Source organism: Streptomyces sp. NL15-2K, assembly GCF_030551255.1.
GTDB lineage: Bacteria > Actinomycetota > Actinomycetes > Streptomycetales > Streptomycetaceae > Streptomyces.
In genome coordinates, this window is the sequence record NZ_CP130630.1 from 2,157,085 (window position 1) to 2,180,402 (window position 23,318).

Here is a 23,318-nt window from a genome sequence, read left to right on the forward strand (position 1 = left end):
GTTAGCTGTTCACCCGGCCGAGGTAGTCGCTCGTGCGGGTGTCTACCTTGATCTTCTCACCGGTGGTGATGAAGAGCGGCACGTTGATCTGGTGGCCGGTCTCCAGGGTGGCGGGCTTGGTGCCACCGGTGGAGCGGTCGCCCTGGACGCCGGGCTCGGTCTCCTGGACGGTCAGCTCGACGGCGGCCGGCAGCTCGACGAAGAGCACCTCGCCCTCGTGCTGCGCGACCGTGGCCGTGAAGCCCTCGACGAGGAAGTTGGCGGCGTCGCCGACGGCCTTCCGGTCGACCATGAGCTGGTCGTAGGTCTCCATGTCCATGAAGACGAAGTACTCGCCGTCCATGTAGGAGAACTGCATGTCGCGCTTGTCGACGGTGGCCGTTTCGACCTTGACGCCGGCGTTGAACGTCTTGTCGACGACCTTGCCGGAGAGCACGTTCTTGAGCTTGGTGCGCACGAAGGCCGGGCCCTTGCCGGGCTTGACGTGCTGGAACTCGACAACGGACCAGAGCTGGCCGCCGTCGAGCTTGAGCACCATGCCGTTCTTGAGGTCGTTCGTGGAAGCCACGGTTGCGGAATCTCCTGGACTGACGTGGACGACCCCGGGGCACGCGCGGGCTAAAGCGCGAGCAGCTCCTTGGTCGTGATGGTGAGTAGCTCGGGTCCGCCGTCCGCCTCGGGGCGGACGACGAGCGTGTCATCGATCCGGACGCCGCCCCGGCCCGGGAGGTGGACCCCCGGTTCGACGGTGACCGGCACGCAAGCGTCCAGTTTACCCATGGCCGAGGGAGCCAACTGCGGGTCCTCATCGATTTCGAGTCCCACCCCGTGCCCCGTCAGGGCCGGAAGGCGCTCCGCGTACCCCGCGGAGTCCAGCACCTGGCGTGCGGCACGGTCCACATCACGGTAGGCGGCGCCGGGTGCCAGGCTCTCCCGGCCGGCCCGCTGAGCGGCGAAGACGAGGTCGTACAGCTCGATCTGCCAGTCCGCGGGGGAGGTACCGATGACGAAGGTACGGCCGATCTCGCACCGGTAGCCGCGGTAGGTCGCGCCGAGGCAGACGGACAGGAAATCGCCCTCCTCCACCCGGCGGTCGGTGGGCCGGTGTCCGCGTCGGCCCGCGTTCGGGCCGGTGGCGACGGAGGTCGCGAAGGCGGGGCCGTCGGCGCCGTGGTCGACGAGGCGGCGCTCGATCTCGAGGGCGAGGTGGCGTTCGGTACGGCCGACGAGGATCGATTCGAGCAGTTCGCCCAGTGCCTGGTCGGCGATCTCGGCGCCGATCCTGAGGCAGGAGATCTCCTCCTCGTCCTTCACCACTCTCAGCTGCTCGACAGCGCCGCCCAGGTCGGCCAGGCGCAGCCGCGGTACGACCGAGCGGATGGCGCGGTGCCGGGCGACCGTGAGGTGGTGCTCCTCGACGGCGAGGGAGTCGCCGCCCTGCGCCGCCGCGAGGCCGGCCGCCGCGACGGCGGGGTCGCCGCCGGCGCCCGGCAGGCTCTGCACGTGCAGTGCCTCGTCGGGTCGGCCTTCCGCGGGGTCGTCCGGCGGGCCGGGGCACAGCAGTATGTCCTCGGTTTCGCCGAGCAGCAGCACGGCGCCGTGCGGGGCGGCGCCCGCGAGGTAGCGGACGTTGGCGGGACGGGAGACGAGCGCGGCCGCGCTGCCGCTGGCTTTGCAGCGTTCCCGTAGGCGGGTTCGGCGAGCTGCGTACACCTCTGACATGAGCCGAGCGTATGAGCTGCGCGGGGTTGGCGCCGGTTGAGAGGGCCGAGTGGGCGGGCGCCGATCGGGGGACTCACGGTTGGGTACCGAGTGATGGCCGCGGGGGCGGTCGCGCCTGCACGGCGGAGCCGCACATTGATACAGCCGGGCGCCCCTTACAGGTCGGCGCAGTCCCCTGCGTCTACCAGTTCGGCGGGCTTGCGATCGACCTTGCCAGTACGTCGTCCAGGACCTGGGCCGTCTGCGGTACGTCGAGCTGGGAGTTGTCGATGATCGGGAGGCCCGAGCCGTACCAGCCGGCCATGCGGCCGTGGATGCGGGCGACCTCCTCGTCGGTGAGGCGGCGGTTGCCCGTGCGTTCGGCGTTGCGCTCCAGGACGATCTCCAGGCCGGGCAGGAGGACGACCGGCAGGAGGCCGGGGCCGACGTGCCGCTTCCAGCCGCCGAGGCCGACGACCGGCCGGTCGGGGAAGACGGCGTCGTCGAGGATGCACGAGATGCCGTTGGCCAGGAAGTTGCGCGCGGCGAAGCCGCAGGTGCGGCGGGCGAGACGGTACTGCGCCTCGGAATGGTCGTTCCACCCGGACTGCGGGTCGGCGAAGCCCGAGCGGACCCATTCGCGTACGTCGTCCAGGCTGATGTGCGCGGTGGGGACCCGGCGGTGGTCCGCCCAGTACTTGGCGACGCTGGTCTTGCCGGCTCCCGCCGGGCCGATGAGCAGCACCGCGAGGGTCGTGGCCGCCGGGTCGGCGGCGCTCGTGGCGGGCGGTGCGCTGGGCATGGCGACAGGGCCGCCGGGCGGCAGTGGCACATGACCCGTGGTGTCCGGCGCCGACGGCACCGGGGCGTGCTGCGGCGTGGGCGGCACGGGTGCCGAGGGCGCTCCGGTGAAGCCCGGGGCGGGCGACGGCGGAGGGGGCGGCACGGGGGCGGGACCCTGGTGTGCGCCCGGGGGGTGCGGACCCGGGTGGTGTGCGGCCGGCGACCAGCCGGTGGCCGGTCCGTGCCCCGGCTGATGGGGCGGCGGCAGCGGAGAACCCACTGCGTGCTGCATCCGGTGCCACTCCGTCTCGTACAAGCGATGGGCGCTGACAGCGGGACGGACCCGCTTGCTACCGAACGGTACCGCCCCTGGTCGTCGTTTGGTGCAACGGCCGGGGGCGGTCCGAAGTGCCCTGTGGCACAAGGCGAATCGGGGGCGAGACGAATCGGGCGGAAGGTACGCCTGAGGCCTTACTCGCCCACTTCGCCGTAGGCGGCGAGGAGCACGGCCGGGTCGGGTCCCTCCAGGACGGTGGGCTTGGCCAGGCCGTCCAGGACGATGAAGCGCAGCAGGTCGCCGCGGGACTTCTTGTCGACCTTCATGGTCTCCAGCAGCTTGGGCCACTGGTCGTAGCGGTAGTGCAACGGCAGGCCCACCGACTCCAGGACCGTACGGTGACGGTCGGCGGTGGCATCGTCCAACCGGCCCGCCAGGCGGCCGAGTTCGGCGGCGAAGTGCATGCCCACGGAGACCGCCGCGCCGTGGCGCCACTTGTAGCGCTCGTTCTTCTCGATGGCGTGGGCGAGGGTGTGGCCGTAGTTGAGGATCTCCCTGAGGCCGGACTCCTTCAGGTCGGACGAGACGACCTCGGCCTTGACCTTGATGGAGCGCTCGATGAGCTCGGAGGTGTGCGGGCCGGCCGGGGTACGGGCGGCCTCGGGGTCGGCCTCGATGAGCTCCAGGATCCTCGGGTCGGCGATGAAGCCGGCCTTGATGATCTCGGCGAGCCCGGAGACGTAGTCGTTGACCGGGAGGGAGTCCAGCGCCGCCAGGTCGCACAGCACGCCGGCCGGCGGGTGGAAGGAGCCGACGAGGTTCTTGCCCTCGGCGGTGTTGATGCCGGTCTTGCCGCCGACGGCAGCGTCCACCATGGCGAGCACGGTGGTGGGGACGGCGATCCAGCGCACTCCGCGCAGCCAGGTCGCGGCGACGAACCCGGCGAGGTCGGTGGTCGCGCCGCCGCCGACGCCGACGATGACGTCGGAGCGGGTGAACCCGGACTGGCCCAGCGCCTTCCAGCAGTAGGCGGCGACCTCGGCGGTCTTGGCCTCCTCCGCGTTCGGCACCTGGATGGCGACGGCCTCGAAGCCCTGCTCGGCCAGGTCGGCGCGGAGCGCGTCGCCGGTCTCGGCCAGCGCCTCGGGGTGGATCACGGCGACCCGCTTGGCCTTGTCACCGATCAACCCACCGAGTTCGCCCAGGAGTTGCCGGCCAACCAGGACCTCGTACGGGTCGCTGCCCGCGGTGCCGCCGACCTGGATCCGCGTCACTGCCTCGCTCATGCTTCCTTCAACTCCAGTGCGTCCAGGGCGACTTGGGTCACTTCTTCGGGCGTACGACCGTCGGTGGCCACGACAGCCGTGGCGACCTCCTCGTACAGGTGCCGCCGCGCCTCCATGAGCTCGCGCCACTGCTTGCGCGGGTTGACGGCGAGCAGCGGCCGGGCGACGTTCAGGCCGGTGCGCTTGACCGCCTCCTCGACGTCCATGGAGAGGTAGACGACCCTCAGCCCGGCCAGCAGCGCACGTGTGTCCGGGTCGAGGACGGCGCCGCCGCCCAGCGACAGGACGCCGTGATGCTCGGCGAGCGCCTTGTGCACCGCCCGCTTCTCGATCGCGCGGAAGGCGGGCTCGCCCTCGTCGACGAAGATCTCGGCGATCGTCCGCCCCTGCTCGGCGACGATGTCCTCGTCGGTGTCGCGGTAGCCGACACCGAGCCGCTCGGCCAGCAGCTGACCGACGGTGGACTTGCCCACACCCATCGGACCGACCAGCACGACCGCAGGCACCGCGCTCACCGGATCGCCAGGTTGTCGAGGTACGACCGGACGTTGCGGCGGGTCTCGGGCACCGAGTCGCCGCCGAACTTCTCCGCGACCGCGTCCGCGAGGACGAGCGCGACCATCGCCTCGGCGACGATGCCGGCGGCGGGCACGGCGCACACGTCCGAGCGCTGGTGGTGGGCCTGGGTGGCCTCGCCGGTGACGACGTCCACGGTCTTCAGCGCCCGCGGCACGGTCGCGATCGGCTTCATCGCGGCGCGCACCCGCAGCAGCTCACCGGTGGTCAGGCCGCCCTCGGTGCCGCCGGAGCGGCCGGTGGCCCGCCTGATGCCCTCGCCGGTGGTGACGATCTCGTCGTGCGCCTTGGAGCCGGGCACCCGCGCCAGGTCGAAGCCGTCGCCGACCTCGACGCCCTTGATCGCCTGGATGCCCATGAGCGCGGCCGCCAGCCGGGCGTCCAGCCGCCGGTCCCAGTGCACGTGCGAGCCGAGGCCCACCGGCACGCCGTACGACAGCACCTCGACCACACCGCCGAGGGTGTCGCCGTCCTTGTGGGCCTGGTCGATCTCGGCGACCATCGCCTTCGACGCGTCCGCGTCCAGGCAGCGCACCGGGTCGGCGTCCAGCTTCTCCACGTCGGCGGGGGTGGGGTAGACGCCGTACGGCGCCTTCGCGCCCGCCAGCTCCACCACGTGGGAGACGATCTCGATGCCGGCCGTCTCCTTCAGGTACGACCGGGCCACCGCGCCCAGTGCCACCCGGGCCGCCGTCTCCCGCGCGGAGGCGCGCTCCAGGATCGGGCGGGCCTCGTCGAAGCCGTACTTCTGCATGCCGGCCAGGTCGGCGTGGCCGGGACGCGGCCGGGTCAGCGGGGCGTTGCGGGCCAGGCCGGCCAGCACCTCGGGGTCGATCGGGTCGGCCGCCATGACCTGCTCCCACTTCGGCCACTCGGTGTTGCCCACCATGATCGCGACCGGAGAGCCGAGGGTGAGGCCGTGCCGCACACCGCCGAGGAAGGTGACCTCGTCGCGCTCGAACTTCATGCGCGCACCGCGTCCGTAGCCGAGCCGGCGCCGGGCCAGGTGGTCCGCCACCATCTCCGTGGTGATCGGCACGCCGGCGGGAAGGCCCTCCAGCGTCGCCACGAGTGCGGGACCGTGCGACTCCCCCGCGGTCAGCCAGCGCAACCTGCTCAACGGTGCTCCTCCATGCTCGCGCCCCGGTACTGCCCTGCGTACGCGCGTCCTCGCGTACGGCGACGGCGCGACCGGGTGCGCGGCCCCGGTCCGCCACCTCCGATCCTCCCACGTCCGGCGTCGTACCCGGCCGCGGGTCCATCAGGCGGACGCGGGGGCGAGGAGCCCCGCCGCGTCATCCCATCCGTGCCGCCGCGCTCTTGATCGCCTCGCGGATGCGGAAGTACGTGCCGCAGCGGCAGACGTTGGCGATCTCGTCGATGTCGGCGTCGGTGGGGTCGCTGGTGCGCTTGAGGAGGGCGACGGCGGCCATGATCTGCCCGGGCTGGCAGTAGCCGCACTGGGCGACGTCCTGTTCCAGCCAGGCCTCCTGGACGGGGTGCAGCCGGTCGCCGTCGGCGAGCCCCTCGATGGTGGTGACCTCGTGACCCGCGGCCTCGGCGACCGGGACCACACAGGGGCGGATCGCCTCGCCGTCGAGGTGGCTGGTGCAGGCCTTGCAGACGTCGATGCCGCAGCCGTACTTGGGGCCGCGGACGCCGAGCAGGTCGCGCAGGGCCCACAGCAGGGGCAGGTCGTCGGGGGCGTCGACGGTGACGGTCTTCCCGTTGACGGTGAAGGTGTGGGAGGGCACGTACGGACTCCTTGCGGGATGCTCAGCGAGGGAAGGGCGTGAAGTCCACGTCGAAGGTGACGGGGAAGCTGCGCGGCTTGGTGCCGGTGGCCCGGGCGTAGGCGTTGGCGACGGCGCCGACGGCTGCCGGGACGCCGAGTTCACCCGCGCCGCCGGGTTCGTCGCCGCCCTCGATGACGAAGATCTTGACGTCCTTCGGGGAGTCCTTCTGACGGGCGTAGTGGAACTGCGAGTAGCTGCCCTCCAGCGGGAGCCCCTTGTCGAGGTGGAGCCCCGCACGCAAAGTGGTGGAGATCGCGTCCGTCAGGCCGCCGAGCAGCTGCGCCTCCAGGCCGCGCGGGTTGATCACCCGGCCCACGTCGGCCGCGACGACCGCCTTCGTCACACGCGGTTTCTTCGGATCGGTGGCGTCGATCTCCACCAGGCAGGCCGTGCAGGACTTGTACTCCTCGTGGAAGCCGACGCCCTGGGCCCAGCCGTCCGGCAGGCTCCGCCCCCACTCGCCCTCCTCGGCGACCTTGTCGAGGACGGCCCGCTGCCGGGCGGTCTTCAGGAACGCGCGCCGGAAGGCCACCGGGTCCTTGCCGAGCTTCGCCGCCAGCTCGTCGACGACGATCTCCTCGGCGCCGCGTGTGTTGCCCGAGTACACCGAACGCCACGATCCGGTGTGCATCTTGAGCGGCACCTCGGTGAGCGTCTGTGTGGTGAGGCCGAAGTTGTAGGGGGACTTCACCGTGGTCAGGAACAGCGTCTGCGCGAACGTCGCGTTGCCGAGGCCGCTGGGCAGACCGGCCGCGGCGGCGGTGATCGCATCACCGAGGCCGTGCCGGAAGTCGGTCTCCACGGCCGCCACCTGGTGCTGGAACGTGAGCACCTGACCGGCGGCGTAGGTCGCACGGACCCGGTGGTGGGTGGCGGGCCGCATCCGGCCGTGCCGCATGTCGTCGATGCGCGACCACATCAGGCGGACGGGCCGGCCGGTCTTCTTCGACACGACGGCGGCCTCCAGGGCCGCGTCGTAGAACAGTCGCCGTCCGAAGGAACCGCCCGACTGCACCACGTGCATCTTGACCTTGGAAACCGGCAGCCCGACAACCTTGGCGACGGCGGCCTGCGCGATGATCGGCGACTTGAGCCCCGACCAGATCTCCGCACGGTCGGCGCGCACGTCGGCGACGGCGGAGTTGGTCTCCATCGGGGCGTGACTGGCGAACGCGAAGTCGAAATCGGCCTCCACCTTCTTCACCAGAGCCCCGAGGACGTCCAGCGACGGGGTCGCCGCCTTCAGCTTCGCCCGGATGCCGTCGTCGGACAGCTCGTCCACGGTCCCCGGGCCCCAGGTGACGTCCAGGGCGTTCTTGGCGTCGAGGGCCTGCCCGAACGTCTTGGCGACCACGGCCACGCCGGTGTCGATGGTGACCACGTCCAGCACGCCCGGCATGGCACGTACGGCGGCCTCGTTGTTCACCGACTTCACGGTGCCGTTGACGGTCGGCGGGCGGCGCACCATGCACGGTTCGGCGCCGGGAACCTCGAGGTCGAGCGTGTACTGGTGCTTGCCGGTGACCAGGGCGCGGGCGTCGATGCGCGAGGTGGGGGTGCCGACGAGGGAGTGGTCCGATTCCTTCTTGGGCGTGACGGTCAGGGCGCCCAGATCGAGGGTGGCGGCGGCAGCCGACAGGGAGCCGTACGAGGCGGTACGGCCGTCGGGGGCGACCACAACGCCCTGACGTACCGTCAAGTCGCTTGCGTTCAGGTCCCACTGCCGGGCAGCCGCGCCGACCATACGGGCGCGTGCCGCGGCCGCGGTGTGCCGCACCGGGTCGTACAGCGACCGGATGGAGTTGGAACTGCCGGTCAACTGGTTGAACAGCAACTCGGGCCGGGCGTCGTCCAGCTGCACGCGGACGCGGTCGAGCGGGGTGTCCAGTTCCTCCGCGACCAGCATGGCCACCGCGGTGGTGAGTCCCTGGCCGACCTCCTCCCGGGGCAGCCGGAAGTGGGCGACGCCCTCCTCGTCGACGCTGAGCACCAGCATGGACGCGGTGGGTTTCCCGGCCAGGATCAGCAGATCACCGAGATCGACCAGATCGGCCGGGGCCGGCGGGGTGGGTATTGCCCCCTCGGCGTCTCCGGGTGCTAAGGCGTCCAGACCGATCTTGGTCGCGACGGCGAGCGTGGGCGCGGCCACCAGATAGGTGAGAAACCTGCGCCGGCTGTGACGTGGCATGGCAGCTCCGTTCGGCGGCCCGCCTACTTTGCCGGGCCGTCCGGAGATCCTGACCAGGAGTTACCACTCGGTAAAGGGGTTTCACAGGATCCCCACGCGGCGACACGCAACCGAGCGGTTCCTACCGAACCGCGAGCTCATGCTCGCCGGCCTTCCGCATGGCGTCCAGCGGCGCCGGCGCGCGCCCCGTCATCTGCTCGACCTGGAGCACCGCCTGGTGGATCAGCAGGTCGAGTCCGCTGACGACGGCCCCGCCGTACCCGGACCAGCGGGCGGCGAGTTCGGTCGGCCACGGGTCGTAGAGCACGTCGAAGAGGGTGGCGGGCTTCTCCGGTACGGCCGAGGACAGCGCGTCGGTCGTACCGGCCGGGGTGGTGGCGACGACGAGCGGTGCACGCAGCGCTTGCGCGGCATCCGCCCAGTCCGCCGTACGGACCTCGACGTCCAGCCGCTCGCCCCACTGCCGCATCTCGGCGGCCCGGGCCTCGCTGCGGACGTAGGCGACGACCTCGCCGGTGCAGATCCGGGCCAGCGCGGCCAGCGCGGAGGAGGCGGTGGCGCCGGCGCCGAGGATCGCGGCCGAGTCGACCTGCTCGATCCCCCGCTCGCGCAGCGCGGCGACCATGCCGGGGATGTCGGTGTTGTCGCCGACCCGGCGGCCGTCCTCGGTGAACACGACCGTGTTGACCGCCTCGACCGAGGCCGCCGTGTCGGTGATCTCGTCGAGCAGCGGGATGACGGCACGCTTCAGCGGCATGGTCAGCGACAGCCCGGCCCACTCCGGCCCGAGTTCCGCCATGAAGTCGGGCAGGGCAGCCTCGTCGACCTCGAACCGGTCGTACGACCAGTCCGTGAGCCCCAGTTCCTGGTAGGCGGCACGGTGCAGCGCCGGGGAGAGGGAGTGGGCGATGGGCTTGCCGAGCACGGCGGCCCGGCATCGCTGGACATTCGCGGCCATCATTACACCGTTCACTGCGCTCCTGGGCCGGTCTCCGACTCGGTCAAGGTACCTCAACGCACTTCCAGAGGTCGCTGGAGGTGCTCTGCTGAGCATTCAGCCGGCTACTCGCCCGACGCGCTGGCCCAGGAAGGCTCCGTGCATGCAATGGCCAGTGGTTAAACGATCAGCTTGAGTCACACCACTTCGACACCTCACACCTCCAGCGGCCCTACGATCCACCGGTTCCATGCGAGGTAGAGCCCAGTTCGGATCGGCATGTTCACCATTGACGGAGAGCGCCCTTTGAATGGCATGATCAGGCCAACTCCCGTTCGCTCTCTACACACCTCATTCACATCATGCCTATGGTGATCGCCGCGCCGGGGCCGCCCAACAACTTGCCCGCCAACCTGACGCGACCGCCTCCGGACAGGCATCACATCGTGAACCGCCACCGAGCATCACGGTGCTACCCCGACTACACAAAGGAGAGGACTCTAGAATCCTCAAACAGTGAAGATCAGCGAGAATCGAAATTGATCCTGCCGGGAAGAAATTTCGCAAGCAGAACAGAAATAGGGACCCGTTCATGCGAAAGCACATGATGCCGCTCGGAATCAGCCTCGCAATCGCGCTGACTTTGGGCGCATCCAGTGGAGCCGAAGCCGCGACGGCTCCTTCCGGCTTCATTAAGTGCAGCACTACCGGAGCGAGCGGAGATCTGGATTACAGCGGCTTTTCAGTCGGCACCACGAGGACGGTCGACATCGCCTTGGGGCTGTCTGACACCGGTCGAGACGGGCACCATGTTCGGATCAGACTCGTCACAGAATACTATTCGGGCGACAAGCACTACTGGCCGTGGCATGCCTTCTACGATGGGGTCGACGGAATAGGGAATACCTGGTACACAACGGCCACCGATTCGAACGGCATGTACGAAATCGGAGTTCAGGTCGCTACTTACGAAGGCAGCACCATGCTGTACAGCAAGACCTGCTGGTAATGAGCCCGACCATTCAGTAGGTTCCGCGTGACGAGGTCCCGGGCGGGCGCCCGGGACCTCGTCACGTACGCTCAGCTGCCGCCCGAGCTCTCATTGAACTTGTTCTTGAGCCTCTGGAATTCGGCATGCGTCTTGGCGAATTCGGTCTTGCTGACACCGTCGACAGCCACGAAGTAGAACCAGCCGTCCTTGGTCGGATCGAGCGTCGCCTTCATGGCGACGTCGCCCGGGTTTCCGATCGGACCGGGCGGCAGACCCTTCTGTGTGTACGTGTTGTACGGGTCCTTGTTGTTGTTGATCTCCGACTCACTGATGTCGATGTTGCTCTCGTTCTTCAGGTAATTGAAGGTCGAGTCGAACTGCAGGAGCCCGTAGGTCTCGGGGTTCGCGATGTCGAGGCGGTTGTAGACCACCTCCGCCATCTTGCGGTAGTCCTCGCTGGTCTTGCCCTCGGCCTGGACGAGGCTCGCGACCGTGACGACCTGCAGCGGGCTCTTCAGCTTGAGCGCCTTGGCCTTGGCCTCCACGCCGAACGCGTCGTACTTCCGCGAGGCCTGGGCCACCATCTCCTTCAGAACCGCCTCGGGCTTCATGCCCTTGGCGGCGGGATAGGTTCCCGGATAGAGGAAGCCCTCCAGCGGGTCCTTGATCTCGCTGTTGTCGTCCGCCCAACTCGGCAACCCGAGGCTCTTATATTTCTTCTCGGCGACCTTCTTGGTGCTGCCGGAAGGCAATTCGAGCTTCTCGTCAATGGTCTTGTAGACGGCGATATTGCGCTCACCCTCCTTGACCAGCACATTGTTCTGACTCGTCGGGTCGAGCATCATCGCGACGGCACTCTCGGCGGACATCTGCTTCTTCAGCAGATAGGCGCCTGCCTGGATCTTGTTCCCGTCGGCATTCTGCGACTGCGCGGACACGAAGGCGTCGACGCTCTTGACGACGCCCGCCGCCTTCAGCCGCCGGCCGATGTCATATCCACCCGCACCCTTGGGGATCTCGACGGTCACGATCTGGCTCGTGCCTTCGCCGGCGAAGTCCGGAGCCGGGGCGAAACGATCCTGGTAGTACTGGTAGCCGAGATATCCGACTCCACCCACTCCGCCACCGATCACCAGCATGACGACCAGACAGGCGCATCCGCTGCGGCGCTTCTTCTCTTTGCCGCCACGGCCTCGCCGGTCGCCGCGCCCGCCCTGGTCCCCCGCCTCGTCGTCGCTGTCGTCGTCATCGCCGCCGCCCGCGAAGAAGGCGTGTTCGCCCTGGTCAGGGCCCGGGTCCCAGTCGGTCCGCGGCTCCGGTTCGGCGCGCCGCCGACTGGGCGGCTCCGGCGGCGGATACGCGTCCGGGGTGCCGTAGTGGTCAGGCTGCTGCCCGCCGTACGCCATGCCCTGCTGCCCGTACGGGTCCGAGGGGTCGGCGTACTGGACATGCGAGTGCGTGCCGGTGGCCCAGTCACCGTTGTCGTACTGCTGCTGCGGCTGGGCCCCGTACTGCTGCTGGTCGTACTGCTGGTCGTACTGCTGGTTGTACTGCTGCTGGTTGTACTGCTGCTCGCCGTACTGCTGCTGGTGCTGCTGCTGGTAGTGCTGCTGCGCCTGACCGTATGCGGCCTGCTGGCCGTTGCCCCAGTCGCCGTACTGCGGCTGCTCCCGATAGTGCTGCGGCTGGCCGCCGTAGGGGGACTGCTGACCCTCCTGGGCCTGCTGTCCGCCCCATCCGCCGTCCCCGTACAACGGGTCCTCCGGATGCCACGGTTCGGAGCCTTCGCCCCGGCCATAGTCAGTCATCAGAGCGGTCGACACGCATGCCTACGCCGTCGGCGCATCGATGCGCGTCTTCCTCCTCTCGGGTGATATAGCCGTAGCCGTCGGCCCGTTGAAGCAAATGGATATAGCGCTGATGGATGCCTTGGGCAGTACCTCGGCTGGATCGGATATTGAAACGCCCAGTTGAACGCACAGCAACCCGGCCCGTCCAGGAACCCGCATACTTTCCGGAAGGGATGACTGCCCGGACGAGGTCACCTGTGGCATAGCCAAAGCACTGCTTGGTACGGGGCAGGCTCAGGCGCGGGAAGCCGTGCCGATCTGAGCGAGTGCGAGCGTACGTCCCACGACCCGCCGCAGTCGCGACCAGCACCCTCTCGGGGAACCGCACGATTCTCGTGCCGCCCTTTACCGCACCGACGGCCAACGCATACAGCGTGTGCGTCTTTGCCAGGCCATGGCTCACACGGTTGTATTGTGTGCGCCCGCCAGACCAGCTGTAGACGGGCAGATGTGTTGAACGCAGTTGATCGACAATGCGCCATCGCGTTGCATTCATGACAGCCGCGTCCCTCAATGGGGTCTTAATCTGCGCCAAAATCCTTTTCAGTGCAGCAGGACGATGGCTCAGAAACTCAGTCACCGATTGCTTACCTTTTGCCGCATCACAAGGCGCACACGCAAGTGTCAGATTAGAGAGGCGGTCGGAGCCACCATAAGCCCTAGGCTGGACATGTTCTACCTGTAGTGGGACGTCGCCGATTCCACAGTACGCACATTTCCTGCCCCATTTTTCAAGCAGATATTGACGGGCTTCGTATCCGGCCAGAGTTCCCTGCTGGTACTCACTAGCCTCAAGCCAACCTCTGCCCTGGCTCATGGCATGCGTATCGAACGAGACCCGCTCGACGTGAAGCTCCGAGACAGGGACGTATCGGATCAGTTGCCGAACGGTGGATCCGGTTGTGTCGACTCGATGTTGCACCGAGGGGCCCAACCACCCAGCCGATCTACTGCGATTGTCGAATCGCGGGGCACGATAGCGGAGATTCCTCGACCTCCTTGCACGTCTATACGCAGCTCGCTGCGACATCGCCTTGTGGATTTGCGCCCCCCGATATCGTAGTTCGATCGCCACCAGCCCTCGCCGTGTGGTGAAGCCTGCACCATCCTCACCGCTTGTCGCGTGAACATCGACAGTGACCGCGATACCGGTGCCTTTCGAGCCGGGATCGATTCGCACTGCGACACCAGGTACAGCCGACTCCTTCACTTCTCGGTCCTTGAGCCTGATGACGAAGGGCGTGTGCCGAGCCACTACTGCCCTACCCTTCGCCAGGAGTTCACGAGCACGTGCAGGATGGCAAGGCATCAGTGGGACACCCCGCCGGTCCAACACGGCCACGAAGGCCGCACCCGAACCAACATTCTGCATGGCGCTGCCGTTATCGGCAGCGTTTTCTCCCTCAGCCGACGCTGACGCGACAGCCTCGGAGTGACGTGCGAGAGCCCGGAGGTCAGACTCGCGCATCTCCCCTCGCCCATGTTCCAAGCCAGCTGCCCCACCCTTGCGCGTGGAGCGTCCATCGCCCGTTTCGTCCCTGCTCCCAGGGGTGTCTGCTGCGGCGGATTCCAGAGCAGGCCGCTGAGGAAGCACGGCCTGGTGGGTCTTCTCACTCACCTGAAACGTAGTCACCGATACACCTCCTCCACGCGGTGACTCGGGCTGGTCACTCATGGGCCCTATCCGCCCACGGCGGACAAGCCCCAGCCCTCAAAGCTGGGGAGCGAGTGACCGATCCCCTAGAGCCGCGAGACAGTCCGCCTCTGAGCATCAAACCCAGAAGCCACTTGCCTCCTTGGTGTGCGACGGCTGTTCGAACACCGCCGCATCGCGCGGAACGTTACCGTATCGCGATCAGATGACCACTTCGACGCGTTCGCCGGGTGCTTTACCTGACACCCGTTCGGATTCCAGGGCCTGCTGCAAGATGATCACGGCCGCTGCCTGGTCGATGACCGATCTGCCCTTCTTGGCCTTCACCCCTGAGGCGCGCAGTCCCTGACTGGCCGTCACGGTCGTCATCCGCTCGTCGACGAGCCGGACCGGGAGGGGCGCGATGCCCTTCGCGAGCTCCTGGGCGAAGCCACGAACTTTTACCGCGGCCGGGCCCTCGCCGCCCTTGAGGGAGCGAGGGAGACCGACGACGACCTCGATCGGCTCGTACTCCTCGACCAGTTGCCTCAGCCGTCGGTGCGCCGCGGGGACGTCCCGGCCGGGGACCGTCTCCACCGGGGTGGCGAGGATCCCGTCGGGGTCGCACGAGGCGACCCCGATCCGGGCGTCACCGACATCGATCGCAAGCCGTCGGCCGCGGCGCATCACCGGGCCGTCGTCACGCGCCTGTCCGGCTGCGCTCACTTGGCCGTTTCCGCCACGAGCCGCTCGACGGCGTCGACGGCCTCGCCGACGGCGGCCGGGTTCTGGCCGCCGCCCTGGGCGACGTCCGGCTTGCCGCCACCGCCGCCGCCGAGGGTCTTGGCGGCCGTACGGACCAGGTCGCCGGCCTTGAGGCCGCGCTCGCGGGCGGCCTCGTTGGTGGCGATGACCGTCAGCGGCTTGCCGTTGTTGACGGCGAACAGGGCGACCACGGCGGCCCGTCCGCCCTGGATGCGGCCGCGCACGTCGAGGACCAGCTTGCGCAGGTCGTCGGCGGTCGTGCCGTCCGGCACCTGACCGGTGACCAGGGCGACGCCTCGTACGTCCTTGGCGGACTCGGCGAGACCGGCGGCGGCCTGGAGCACCTTCTCGGCGCGGAACTTCTCGATCTCCTTCTCGGCGTCCTTCAGCTTGCCGAGCATGGCGGAGACCTTCTCCGGGAGCTCCTCCGGACGGCCCTTGACCAGCTCCTGGAGCTGAGCGACGACCGTGTGTTCCCGAGCGAGGAAGTTGTAGGCGTCCACGCCGACGAGGGCCTCGATACGGCGGACGCCCGAGCCGATCGACGACTCGCCGAGCAGCTTCACCAGGCCCAGCTGGGCGGTGTTGTGGACGTGCGTGCCGCCGCAGAGCTCCTTGGAGAAGTCGCCGATGGTCACGACGCGTACGCGCTCGCCGTACTTCTCGCCGAACTCGGCGATGGCGCCCTGCTTCTTGGCCTCGTCGATGCCCATGACGTCGGCGCGGACGTCCAGATCGCGGGCGAGCACCTCGTTGATCTTCTGCTCGACGTCGGTCATCACGGCCGTGGGAACGGCGGAGGGCGCCCCGAAGTCGAAGCGGAAGCGACCGGGCTGGTTCTCGGAGCCGGCCTGGGCGGCCGTCGGGCCGAGGGCGTCGCGCAGGGCCTGGTGGGTGAGGTGCGTGGCCGAGTGGGCGCGGGCGATGGCCTTGCGGCGGCGGTCGTCGATCGAGGCGTGGGCCGTGGCGCCGACCGTCACCTCGCCGACCTGGACGACGCCCTTGTGGACATACACGCCCGGGACCGGCTTCTGGCAGTCGCGGACCTCGATGACGGCACCGGTGTCCACCTTGATGCGGCCGGTGTCGCCGATCTGGCCGCCGCCCTCGGCGTAGAACGGGGTGCGGTCGAGGACGATCTCGACCTCGTCGCCCTCGGTGGCGGCCGGCGAGGAGACGCCGTCGACGAGGATCCCGACGATCGTGGACTCGCCCTCGGTGTCCGAGTAGCCGATGAAGTCGGTCTCGCCGGCCTTGTCGGCGATCTCGCGGTAGGCGCCGACGCCGGCGTGGCCGGTCTTCTTCGCCTGGGCGTCGGCCTTGGCGCGCTCCCGCTGCTCCTTCATCAGACGGCGGAAGCCGTCCTCGTCCACGGAGAGCCCCTGCTCGGCGGCCATCTCCAGGGTGAGGTCGATCGGGAAGCCCCAGGTGTCGTGGAGCAGGAAGGCCTTGTCGCCGGGCAGGACGGTGCCGCCGGTGGCCTTGGTCTCGGTGACGGCGGTGTCGAGGATGTTGGTGCCGGCCTTCAGCGTCTTGAGGAAGGCGTTCTCCTCGGCGACGGCGACCTTCTCGATGCGCTCGCGGTCCGTGACGAGCTCGGGGTACTGCTGGCCCATCATCTCGATGACCGTGTCGATCAGGTCCTTGACGACCGGGCCGGTGGCGCCGAGGAGGCGCATGTTGCGGATGGCGCGGCGCATGATGCGGCGCAGGACGTAGCCGCGGCCCTCGTTGCCGGGGGTCACACCGTCGCCGATGAGCATCACGGAGGTGCGCATGTGGTCGGTGACCACGCGCAGGGAGACGTCCGAGTCGTGGGCGTCGCCGTAGGCCACGCCCGTGAGCTCGGTGGCCTTCTTGATGACGGCCATGGAGGTGTCGATCTCGTACATGTTCTGCACGCCCTGCAGAATCATGGCGAGCCGCTCCATGCCGAGGCCCGTGTCGATGTTCTTGCTGGGCAGGTCGCCGAGGATCTCGAAGTTGTCCTTGCCGATGCCCTCGCCGCGCTCGTACTGCATGAAGACGAGGTTCCAGATCTCCACGTACCGCTCGTCGTTGACGGCGGGGCCGCCCTCGACGCCGAACTCGGGGCCGCGGTCGTAGTTGATCTCGGAACAGGGGCCGCACGGGCCGGGGACGCCCATGGACCAGTAGTTGTCCTTCATGCCGAGGCGCTGGATGCGCTCCTTGGGCACCCCGACGATCTCGTGCCAGATGCGCTCGGCCTCGTCGTCGTCCTTGTAGACGGTGATCCACAGGCGCTCGGGGTCGAGGCCGTAACCGCCCTTGTCCTGGGGCGTGGTGAGCAGCTCCCAGGCGTACTTGATGGCGCCTTCCTTGAAGTAGTCGCCGAAGGAGAAGTTGCCGCACATCTGGAAGAAGGTGCCGTGCCGCGTGGTCTTGCCGACCTCTTCGATGTCGGGCGTGCGGACGCACTTCTGCACGCTCGTGGCGCGCGCGAAGGGCGGCTTGACCTCGCCCAGGAAGTAGGGCTTGAAGGGCACCATGCCGGCCGGGACGAGCAGCAGAGTCGGGTCGTCCGCGATGAGCGACGCCGAAGGGACGACGGTGTGACCGCGCTCCTCGAAGAAGCTCAACCAGCGGCGGCGGATTTCAGCCGACTCCATCAGTGGTCCTCATTCCGGTTGTACGAGTACGTCGGCCTCTCGACGTACTTCGGGTTGTTGCGGTTCTCGATGGCGGCGTGCCGCCGGGGTGCGGGGAGTTCGGGGTCGACGGGGGCGTTGATCCCGAGCGCGTCGCCCAGTTCCTCCTCCCGCTGGGCCATGTTGTCCCGGACGTCGAGCGCGAAGCCCACCGCGCGGTCCTTGAGCCGGTGACCGGCCTCGATCGCCTTGTTCGTGGCCGCGGCGGCGAGGTTCTCGGGGGTCAGCTGCTTCAGCTTGCGGTTGACCTTGGTGGTGGCCCACACACCTGCGGCGACACCCGTGCTGAACCAGAAGGTACGGCGGAACATCTTTGGATCAGTCCTTCTTTCCGCGCTTGCTCCACCTGCTCCGCCGCGAGGCCGGGACGGTACGGCCCACGATCACGGTACGTCGAGGCTCCTGGGCGGGCACGTCGTCCCGTCGGCCGCCGAGGGCACGGCGCACGCCGTACCCGAAGGCCGCGACCTTCACCAGGGGACCGCCGAAGGTGGAGGCGACGGTGGTCGACAGCGCCGAGGCGTTCGAGGTGACCTCCTGGACGTCCGACGCGATCGCGTCGACCCGGTCGATCTGGGTCTGCGCGGAGCGCACCGCCGCGGAGGCGTCGGCCAGCAGCGGGACCGCCTGATCGGTCACCTCCGCCACCAGCTTGGTGGTCGCCCTGAGCGTCTGGGCCAGCCTCACCAGTGCGACGGCGAGGAAGGAGACCAGGATCGCCCAGAAGACGGCCACCAGGATCCCGGCAACCTCTCCACCGGACACTGTGTGCACCCGCTCCCTGAAACGTGCCTGAGTATCGAAAAAGTCGTACGCCGAGCCTATCGCGCCGGGGATGCCGCTCCGTACCGGATTCCCGCCCGCGCGGACTCGGGTCGCGCGCAGCGATTGTACGGACCGAATCCGGCTCGGTACGCTCCGTGTTCCCTGCCGATCCCTCGTGCCGGCAGCTCTCCCGGGCACGGCGATCCGCCCCTGGAGCCCGACGCGTTCGTGGGCCGCTCGTCCGAACTCTCCGGGCCGACGCGGGCACTCGGCTCCTCCCGGGTGGGTGATCCGGAGTTCGTCGACCACGCGATCGTGGAAGCCCCGGGGCTGACGGATCACCTGCTGGTCTGGGGCGCACGCGTCCAGCAGAGCGGGCTGCTGCGCCGGGCTGGTGAGGGCGTGGTGCGCTGGGGCCACTCGGCGAGGACGAAGCGACCGCGCTGCTCGCTGGCGATCGAGCCGGCTGCGGGACGGTTGCGGGCGCTGTCTCCCGGTCAGCTGCTGGAGCGGCTCGACGACCGCTTCCGCATGCTGACCGGCGGGGCCAGGGACGCCCTGCCCCGCCACCGGACGCCGCGTACGGCGATCGGCCGGAGCCACGAACTGTGCGCGCCCGAGGAGTGGTTGCCGTCGTCGCGGCTGTCGGTGTTCGCCCGGCGGTTCGACCTGGCGGCCGCCGAGCACCATGCCGACGCCCCGCGGGCCGACGCGGCATGGGACAGCGCCCTGGACATGCCGAAGCCCGCCGCCTCGCCCACCCGGAGGGCGGGGAGACGGCGGGCTGAGGTGGTGCTACGGCCTGCTGGTGATCAGCGGGCGTAGTACTCGACGACGAGCTGCTCGTCGCAGATCACCGGGATCTCCTTGCGGTTCGGCTCGCGGTCCAGGCGGAACGCCAGGGCGCGGAGGTTCACCTGGAGGTAGCGCGGGGTCTCGCCGTCGGGGGCGAAGCCGCCCTCACGGGCGATCGAGAAGAGGGTCTTCTCGCGGCTGCGCTCGCGGACCATCACGACGTCGTCGGGCTTGACGCGGAAGGACGGCTTGTCGACCTTCTGGCCGTTGACCTCGATGTGGCCGTGGACGACCATCTGACGGGCCTGGTAGATGGTGCGGGCGATGCCCGAACGCAGGACCAGGGCGTCGAGACGACGCTCCAGCTCGATGATCAGAGCCTCACCGGTCTTGCCCTGAACCTTGGAGGCACGCTCGTAGGCGCGGACGAGCTGGCGCTCGGACACGTCGTACTGCGCGCGCAGGCGCTGCTTCTCCAGCAGACGGACCTTGTAGTCCGAGTTCTGCTTGCGGCCACGGCCGTGCTCACCCGGCGGGTAGGGGCGGGCCTCGAAGTACTTGACGGCCTTCGGGGTCAGCGCGATACCGAGGGCACGCGACTTCTTGACCTTGGGGCGGGACTGATTCGCCACTGTCTGTCTCTTTCCAAAAGTTTCCGGCTCACCAGGGTTACGGGAGGTCGCATCCGCAGCCGGGGAAACCCTGCGGGTCCGCATGGGACCTGCGGGGCAGCCGCTCCCCTGGTCTGGGCACATACGTGCAGCACGCGAGTGGCCCACCGACCTCTCCCGGAGCTCCGGGTGGTGGTGGGCTGCCCGCGACACCGTTCGACGGTGCGCGACGCTCCTGGAGATCCTGGCGGACCAGGCCTCCGGCTGGATGTCCCGTTCTGGTGGTGCCGGCTCCCTGACGGGGTCCGGACACGGGACTCAGCGCTTCATGCGAGTCTACAGCGTGCTCAAGGCCGCTTGCGACCGAGGTGCTTCCTGGTCCACTCCACGGCGTCCGCGTACCGCGCCTCCGCGCCGTGGCGGCCCGGCGTGTAGTACTCGCGGTCCTTGATGGCGTCCGGGGCGTACTGCTGGGCGGCGATGCCCTCGGGCACATCGTGCGGATACACGTACCCCTGCGCGTGTCCCAGCTTGGCGGCACCCTTGTAGTGCCCGTCGCGCAGATGCGGCGGCACCGGACCCGCCTGCCCCTTTCGTACGTCGTCCAGGGCGGCGCCGATCGCGGTCGTCGCGGAGTTGGACTTGGGGGCCAGGGCGAGGGCGATGGTGGCGTGGCTGAGGGTGAGGGCGGCCTCGGGGAAGCCGATCATGGCGACGGCCTGGGCGGCGGCGACGGCTATGGGGAGGGCGTTCGGGTCGGCGAGGCCGATGTCCTCGCTGGCGGAGATCATCAGGCGGCGGGCGATGAAGCGGGGGTCCTCGCCGGCCTCGATCATGCGGGCGAGGTAGTGCAGGGCCGCGTCGACGTCGGAGCCGCGGATGGACTTGATCAGGGCGCTGGCCACGTCGTAGTGCTGGTCGCCGTCGCGGTCGTACTTCACGGCGGCGCGGTCGACGGTCTCCTCCAGCGTCGTGAGCCCGACCTCCGTCTCGCCCTTGTCCAGCGCGGCCCCGGCGGCGGCCTCCAGGGCGGTCAGGGCGCGGCGGGCGTCGCCGCCGGCGATGCGCAGCAGGTGGGCCTCGGTGTCCTCGGGGAGGGTGACGGCGCCCTTCAGACCGCGCTCGTCGGCCAGGGCGCGGTGCACCAGGCCGCGCAGGTCGTCGTCGGTGAGGGGTTCGAGGGTGAGGAGGAGGGAGCGGGACAGGAGCGGGGAGATGACCGAGAAGTACGGGTTCTCGGTCGTCGCGGCGATCAGTGTCACCCAGCGGTTCTCGACCGCGGGGAGCAGGGAGTCCTGCTGGGCCTTGCTGAAGCGGTGGATCTCGTCGAGGAAGAGGACGGTCTCCTTGCCGTATCCGCCGGTGGCGCGGCGGGCGCCGTCGATGACCGCGCGGACTTCCTTGACGCCTGCGGTGATCGCCGAGAGCTCCACGAAGCGCTTGTTGGTGGCCTTGGAGACGACGTACGCCAGGGTCGTCTTGCCGGTGCCGGGCGGCCCCCAGAGGATCACCGAGGACGGTCCGGCCGGGCCGCCGCCGCCCTCGCCGACCAGTCTGCGCAGGGGGGAGCCCGGCTTCAGCAGGTGCTGCTGGCCCACGACCTCGTCGAGGGTGCGCGGGCGCATCCGGACCGCCAGGGGGCTGCTGGACGGCTCCTTCTCCTGGCGGTCTTCCGCGGCTGCGGTGAACAGATCGGGCTCCACGCTCAGAACCCTAAATCACCGCACTGACAACGCGGCACCGCGTCAGCTGGTCCAGAAGTCCCACCAGCGGGTCAGGATCAGCATGCCGATGATGCCGATGTGCAGTACCGGCATGACCCAGGTGAACTCGCCGAAGAAGCTCTTCAGCCAACTGGGCGCGGGCAGGAAGCCGTTGCGCACGTTGAACGAGGTCACGTACCAGAACATGATGATCGTCGCGACCCAGGCCAGGCAGCACCACAGGCACAGCGCGTTGATGCGGTACAGGGACTGGAACGTCAGCCAGGCGCAGAAGCCGACGCCGAAGAGGGTGCCGGCGTTGAAGGTGAGCCAGTACCAGCGCGGGAAGCGGGCGCGGCCGAGCAGGCTCATGCCGACGCAGATGACGATGCCGTAGGCGACGAGACCGAGCATCGGGTTGGGGAACCCGAAGGCGGCGGCCTGCTTGCTCTCCATGACGCTGCCGCAGGAGACGACGGGGTTCAGGCTGCAGCCCGGCGTGAAGGACTTGCCCTCGACCTTGGCCTCGAGCAGCTTGAACTTGTCGATCGTGATGACCCACGCGGCGAGCAGTCCCGCCGCACCGGTGATCACCAGCAGCAGGGCGAACGCGCGACTGCCGCCCACCGACCGCGGCGCGACGTCGGCTCGCTCCGGCTCGGGCTCGGTGGAGACGTCTTTGACTGTCGTCTTGCTCATCACGCCGATTCCGTCACTTGAGAGGTGGACCTGGTCGGGACAGGGGCCATTGTGCCGCACGCGCGCGTGTCCACCGTTCGATGGACATAAGGAGGTACGCACGGTCGTCCCGGAGCGCTCGATTCAGGACGAGGCTCTTCTCCATGACAGCACACGCGAACGGACTCGCGGTGGACGTGCGGGGGCTGCGCAAGCAGTACGGCGACGTGACCGCGGTCGACGGCATCGATCTCGGTATCCGCAGGGGCGAGGTTTTCGGACTGCTCGGACCCAATGGCGCGGGCAAGAGCACGACGGTGGAGATCCTCCAGGGCAACCGCGCGCGGGACGACGGCGAGGTGTCCGTGCTGGGCACGGACCCGGCGCACGGCACGCGCGCGTGGCGCTCGCGTGTCGGAATCGTCTGGCAGGACGAATCCGCGCCCGCTGAGTTGACGGTCCGCGAAACCGTGCGGCGCTTCGCCCGCTACTACCCGAGGCCGCGGGACCCGGAGGAGGTCATCGGCCTGGTCGGTCTGCAGGCGAAGGCGGACAGCCGGATCAAGGCACTGTCCGGCGGGCAGCGCAGGCGGCTGGACGTGGCACTGGGGGGCATCGGCGACCCCGAGCTGCTGCTCCTGGACGAACCGACGACCGGTTTCGACCCGGCGGCCCGGCGCCAGTTCTGGGACCTGATCCGGGGGCTCGCCGACGAGGGCACGACCATCCTGCTGACCACGCACTACCTGGAGTAGGCGGAAGCGCTCGCGCACCGGCTGGCGATCGTCACCAAGGGACACGTCGTCGCCGAGGGCGAGCCGGCCGGCCTGCGGGACCGGCACGGCACAGGCGCCACCGTCGAATGGACCGAGCCGGACAGCTCCCCGCGCGCGGAGCGCACGGACACGCCGACCCGGACGGTCGCCGAGCTGATGCGCCGCTTCGACGGCGAGATCCCTGGGCTGCGGGTGACCCGCCCCACGCTGGAGGACGTGTACCTCCGGCTCACCGGACAGGAGGACGCGCGATGACCACGACCGCCGTACGGCTGCGGACCGAGGCGCACGCCGAGCGGCTGCCCGGGGCCTGGGGGCTCGGGCTGAGCCGGGGGCCCTGGAGATCAAGCAGTTCTTCCGGCAGCGCGACCAGGTGGTGTTCACCTTCGCCTTCCCGGTGGTGTTCCTGTTCCTGTTCGCGTCGATCTTCCGGGACGACGTGCAGGGCGCCGGAATCACCGCCTCGCAGCTGTACGTCCCGGCGATGATGGCCGCCGGCATCATGTCGACGAGCTTCCAGTCGCTCGGCATCTCGAAG

The 23,318-nt window shown here is 69.1% G+C and carries 19 protein-coding genes and 3 pseudogenes; 4 read left to right on the forward strand and 18 right to left on the reverse strand.

Going from position 1 to position 23,318, the window contains the following annotated elements:
* Position 1 precedes the first annotated feature (1 nt).
* The 9 genes from efp to Q4V64_RS09175 form a co-directional block, all read right to left on the reverse strand.
* Positions 2 to 568: an elongation factor P gene (gene efp / locus Q4V64_RS09135; RefSeq protein ID WP_124443795.1), complete on the reverse strand. Its 567-nt coding sequence runs from the start codon at positions 566 to 568 to the stop codon at positions 2 to 4.
* 50 nt (positions 569 to 618) lie between these two features.
* Positions 619 to 1,722, reverse strand: coding sequence for an aminopeptidase P family protein (locus tag Q4V64_RS09140; RefSeq protein WP_124443794.1), 1,104 nt, complete (start codon positions 1,720 to 1,722; stop codon positions 619 to 621).
* A gap of 181 nt (positions 1,723 to 1,903) precedes the next feature.
* On the reverse strand, positions 1,904 to 2,776 hold the full coding sequence (locus Q4V64_RS09145; RefSeq protein WP_124443793.1) for a Pro-rich N-terminal domain-containing protein: 873 nt from the start codon (positions 2,774 to 2,776) through the stop codon (positions 1,904 to 1,906).
* Between the two features lie 179 nt (positions 2,777 to 2,955).
* A complete protein-coding gene (aroB, locus tag Q4V64_RS09150) occupies positions 2,956 to 4,047 on the reverse strand; it encodes a 3-dehydroquinate synthase (protein WP_124443792.1) in 1,092 nt (363 codons plus the stop codon).
* Entirely contained in the window at positions 4,044 to 4,562 is a 519-nt protein-coding gene (locus Q4V64_RS09155; protein WP_124443791.1) for a shikimate kinase, read from the reverse strand. Before Q4V64_RS09155 ends, aroB begins: the two co-directional genes overlap by 4 nt.
* Positions 4,559 to 5,743, reverse strand: coding sequence for a chorismate synthase (aroC, locus tag Q4V64_RS09160; protein WP_124443790.1), 1,185 nt, complete (start codon positions 5,741 to 5,743; stop codon positions 4,559 to 4,561). The genes Q4V64_RS09155 and aroC overlap by 4 nt, the downstream gene beginning before the upstream one ends.
* A 175-nt stretch (positions 5,744 to 5,918) precedes the next feature.
* The gene (locus Q4V64_RS09165) at positions 5,919 to 6,377 is read right to left on the reverse strand and encodes a (2Fe-2S)-binding protein (protein ID WP_124443789.1); all 459 of its coding nucleotides are present in this window, start codon (positions 6,375 to 6,377) and stop codon (positions 5,919 to 5,921) included.
* 22 nt (positions 6,378 to 6,399) lie between these two features.
* A complete protein-coding gene (locus Q4V64_RS09170) occupies positions 6,400 to 8,607 on the reverse strand; it encodes a molybdopterin cofactor-binding domain-containing protein (protein ID WP_124443788.1) in 2,208 nt (735 codons plus the stop codon).
* 121 nt (positions 8,608 to 8,728) lie between these two features.
* The gene (locus Q4V64_RS09175) at positions 8,729 to 9,568 is read right to left on the reverse strand and encodes a shikimate dehydrogenase (protein ID WP_124443912.1); all 840 of its coding nucleotides are present in this window, start codon (positions 9,566 to 9,568) and stop codon (positions 8,729 to 8,731) included.
* Between the two features lie 568 nt (positions 9,569 to 10,136).
* Between Q4V64_RS09175 and Q4V64_RS09180 the strand changes: the two genes are divergently transcribed.
* On the forward strand, positions 10,137 to 10,553 hold the full coding sequence (locus tag Q4V64_RS09180; protein ID WP_124443787.1) for a hypothetical protein: 417 nt from the start codon (positions 10,137 to 10,139) through the stop codon (positions 10,551 to 10,553).
* Positions 10,554 to 10,624: 71 nt separating this feature from the next.
* Here the strand turns inward: Q4V64_RS09180 and mltG are convergent, their stop codons facing one another.
* The 6 genes from mltG to Q4V64_RS09210 form a co-directional block, all read right to left on the reverse strand.
* Entirely contained in the window at positions 10,625 to 12,343 is a 1,719-nt protein-coding gene (gene mltG, locus Q4V64_RS09185) for an endolytic transglycosylase MltG (RefSeq protein WP_124443786.1), read from the reverse strand.
* Positions 12,336 to 14,060, reverse strand: coding sequence for an RNA-guided endonuclease IscB (gene iscB / locus Q4V64_RS09190; RefSeq protein WP_216377686.1), 1,725 nt, complete (start codon positions 14,058 to 14,060; stop codon positions 12,336 to 12,338). The genes mltG and iscB overlap by 8 nt, the downstream gene beginning before the upstream one ends.
* A gap of 180 nt (positions 14,061 to 14,240) precedes the next feature.
* Positions 14,241 to 14,705 (reverse strand): Holliday junction resolvase RuvX, encoded by a 465-nt coding sequence (gene ruvX / locus Q4V64_RS09195; RefSeq protein ID WP_124443910.1) that lies wholly within the window; start codon positions 14,703 to 14,705, stop codon positions 14,241 to 14,243.
* Positions 14,706 to 14,740: 35 nt separating this feature from the next.
* The gene (gene alaS, locus Q4V64_RS09200) at positions 14,741 to 17,413 is read right to left on the reverse strand and encodes an alanine--tRNA ligase (protein ID WP_124443785.1); all 2,673 of its coding nucleotides are present in this window, start codon (positions 17,411 to 17,413) and stop codon (positions 14,741 to 14,743) included.
* On the reverse strand, positions 17,413 to 17,763 hold the full coding sequence (locus Q4V64_RS09205; protein ID WP_124443784.1) for a hypothetical protein: 351 nt from the start codon (positions 17,761 to 17,763) through the stop codon (positions 17,413 to 17,415). The genes alaS and Q4V64_RS09205 overlap by 1 nt, the downstream gene beginning before the upstream one ends.
* 7 nt (positions 17,764 to 17,770) lie before the next feature.
* Entirely contained in the window at positions 17,771 to 18,226 is a 456-nt protein-coding gene (locus tag Q4V64_RS09210; RefSeq protein ID WP_124443783.1) for a DUF948 domain-containing protein, read from the reverse strand.
* A 441-nt stretch (positions 18,227 to 18,667) separates the two neighbouring features.
* On the opposite strand from Q4V64_RS09210, the pseudogene Q4V64_RS54855 reads away from it, so the two are divergent.
* Positions 18,668 to 18,904, forward strand: a pseudogene (locus Q4V64_RS54855) (regulator); the annotation flags it as partial.
* A 125-nt stretch (positions 18,905 to 19,029) separates the two neighbouring features.
* Here the strand turns inward: Q4V64_RS54855 and rpsD are convergent.
* The 3 genes from rpsD to Q4V64_RS09230 all read right to left on the reverse strand — a co-directional run bounded on the left by rpsD (position 19,030) and on the right by Q4V64_RS09230 (position 22,025).
* The gene (rpsD, locus tag Q4V64_RS09220) at positions 19,030 to 19,644 is read right to left on the reverse strand and encodes a 30S ribosomal protein S4 (protein ID WP_095754424.1); all 615 of its coding nucleotides are present in this window, start codon (positions 19,642 to 19,644) and stop codon (positions 19,030 to 19,032) included.
* A gap of 326 nt (positions 19,645 to 19,970) precedes the next feature.
* Entirely contained in the window at positions 19,971 to 21,326 is a 1,356-nt protein-coding gene (locus tag Q4V64_RS09225) for a replication-associated recombination protein A (RefSeq protein ID WP_124443782.1), read from the reverse strand.
* A 42-nt stretch (positions 21,327 to 21,368) separates the two neighbouring features.
* A complete protein-coding gene (locus Q4V64_RS09230) occupies positions 21,369 to 22,025 on the reverse strand; it encodes a vitamin K epoxide reductase family protein (RefSeq protein WP_124443781.1) in 657 nt (218 codons plus the stop codon).
* Positions 22,026 to 22,168: 143 nt separating this feature from the next.
* Between Q4V64_RS09230 and Q4V64_RS09235 the strand changes: the two are divergent.
* Both Q4V64_RS09235 and Q4V64_RS54860 read left to right on the forward strand, forming a co-directional pair.
* A pseudogene (locus tag Q4V64_RS09235) lies at positions 22,169 to 23,035 on the forward strand (ABC transporter ATP-binding protein).
* Positions 23,032 to 23,315: pseudogene (locus Q4V64_RS54860) on the forward strand (ABC transporter permease); the annotation flags it as partial. The pseudogenes Q4V64_RS09235 and Q4V64_RS54860, both read left to right, overlap by 4 nt.
* Positions 23,316 to 23,318: the final 3 nt, after the last annotated feature.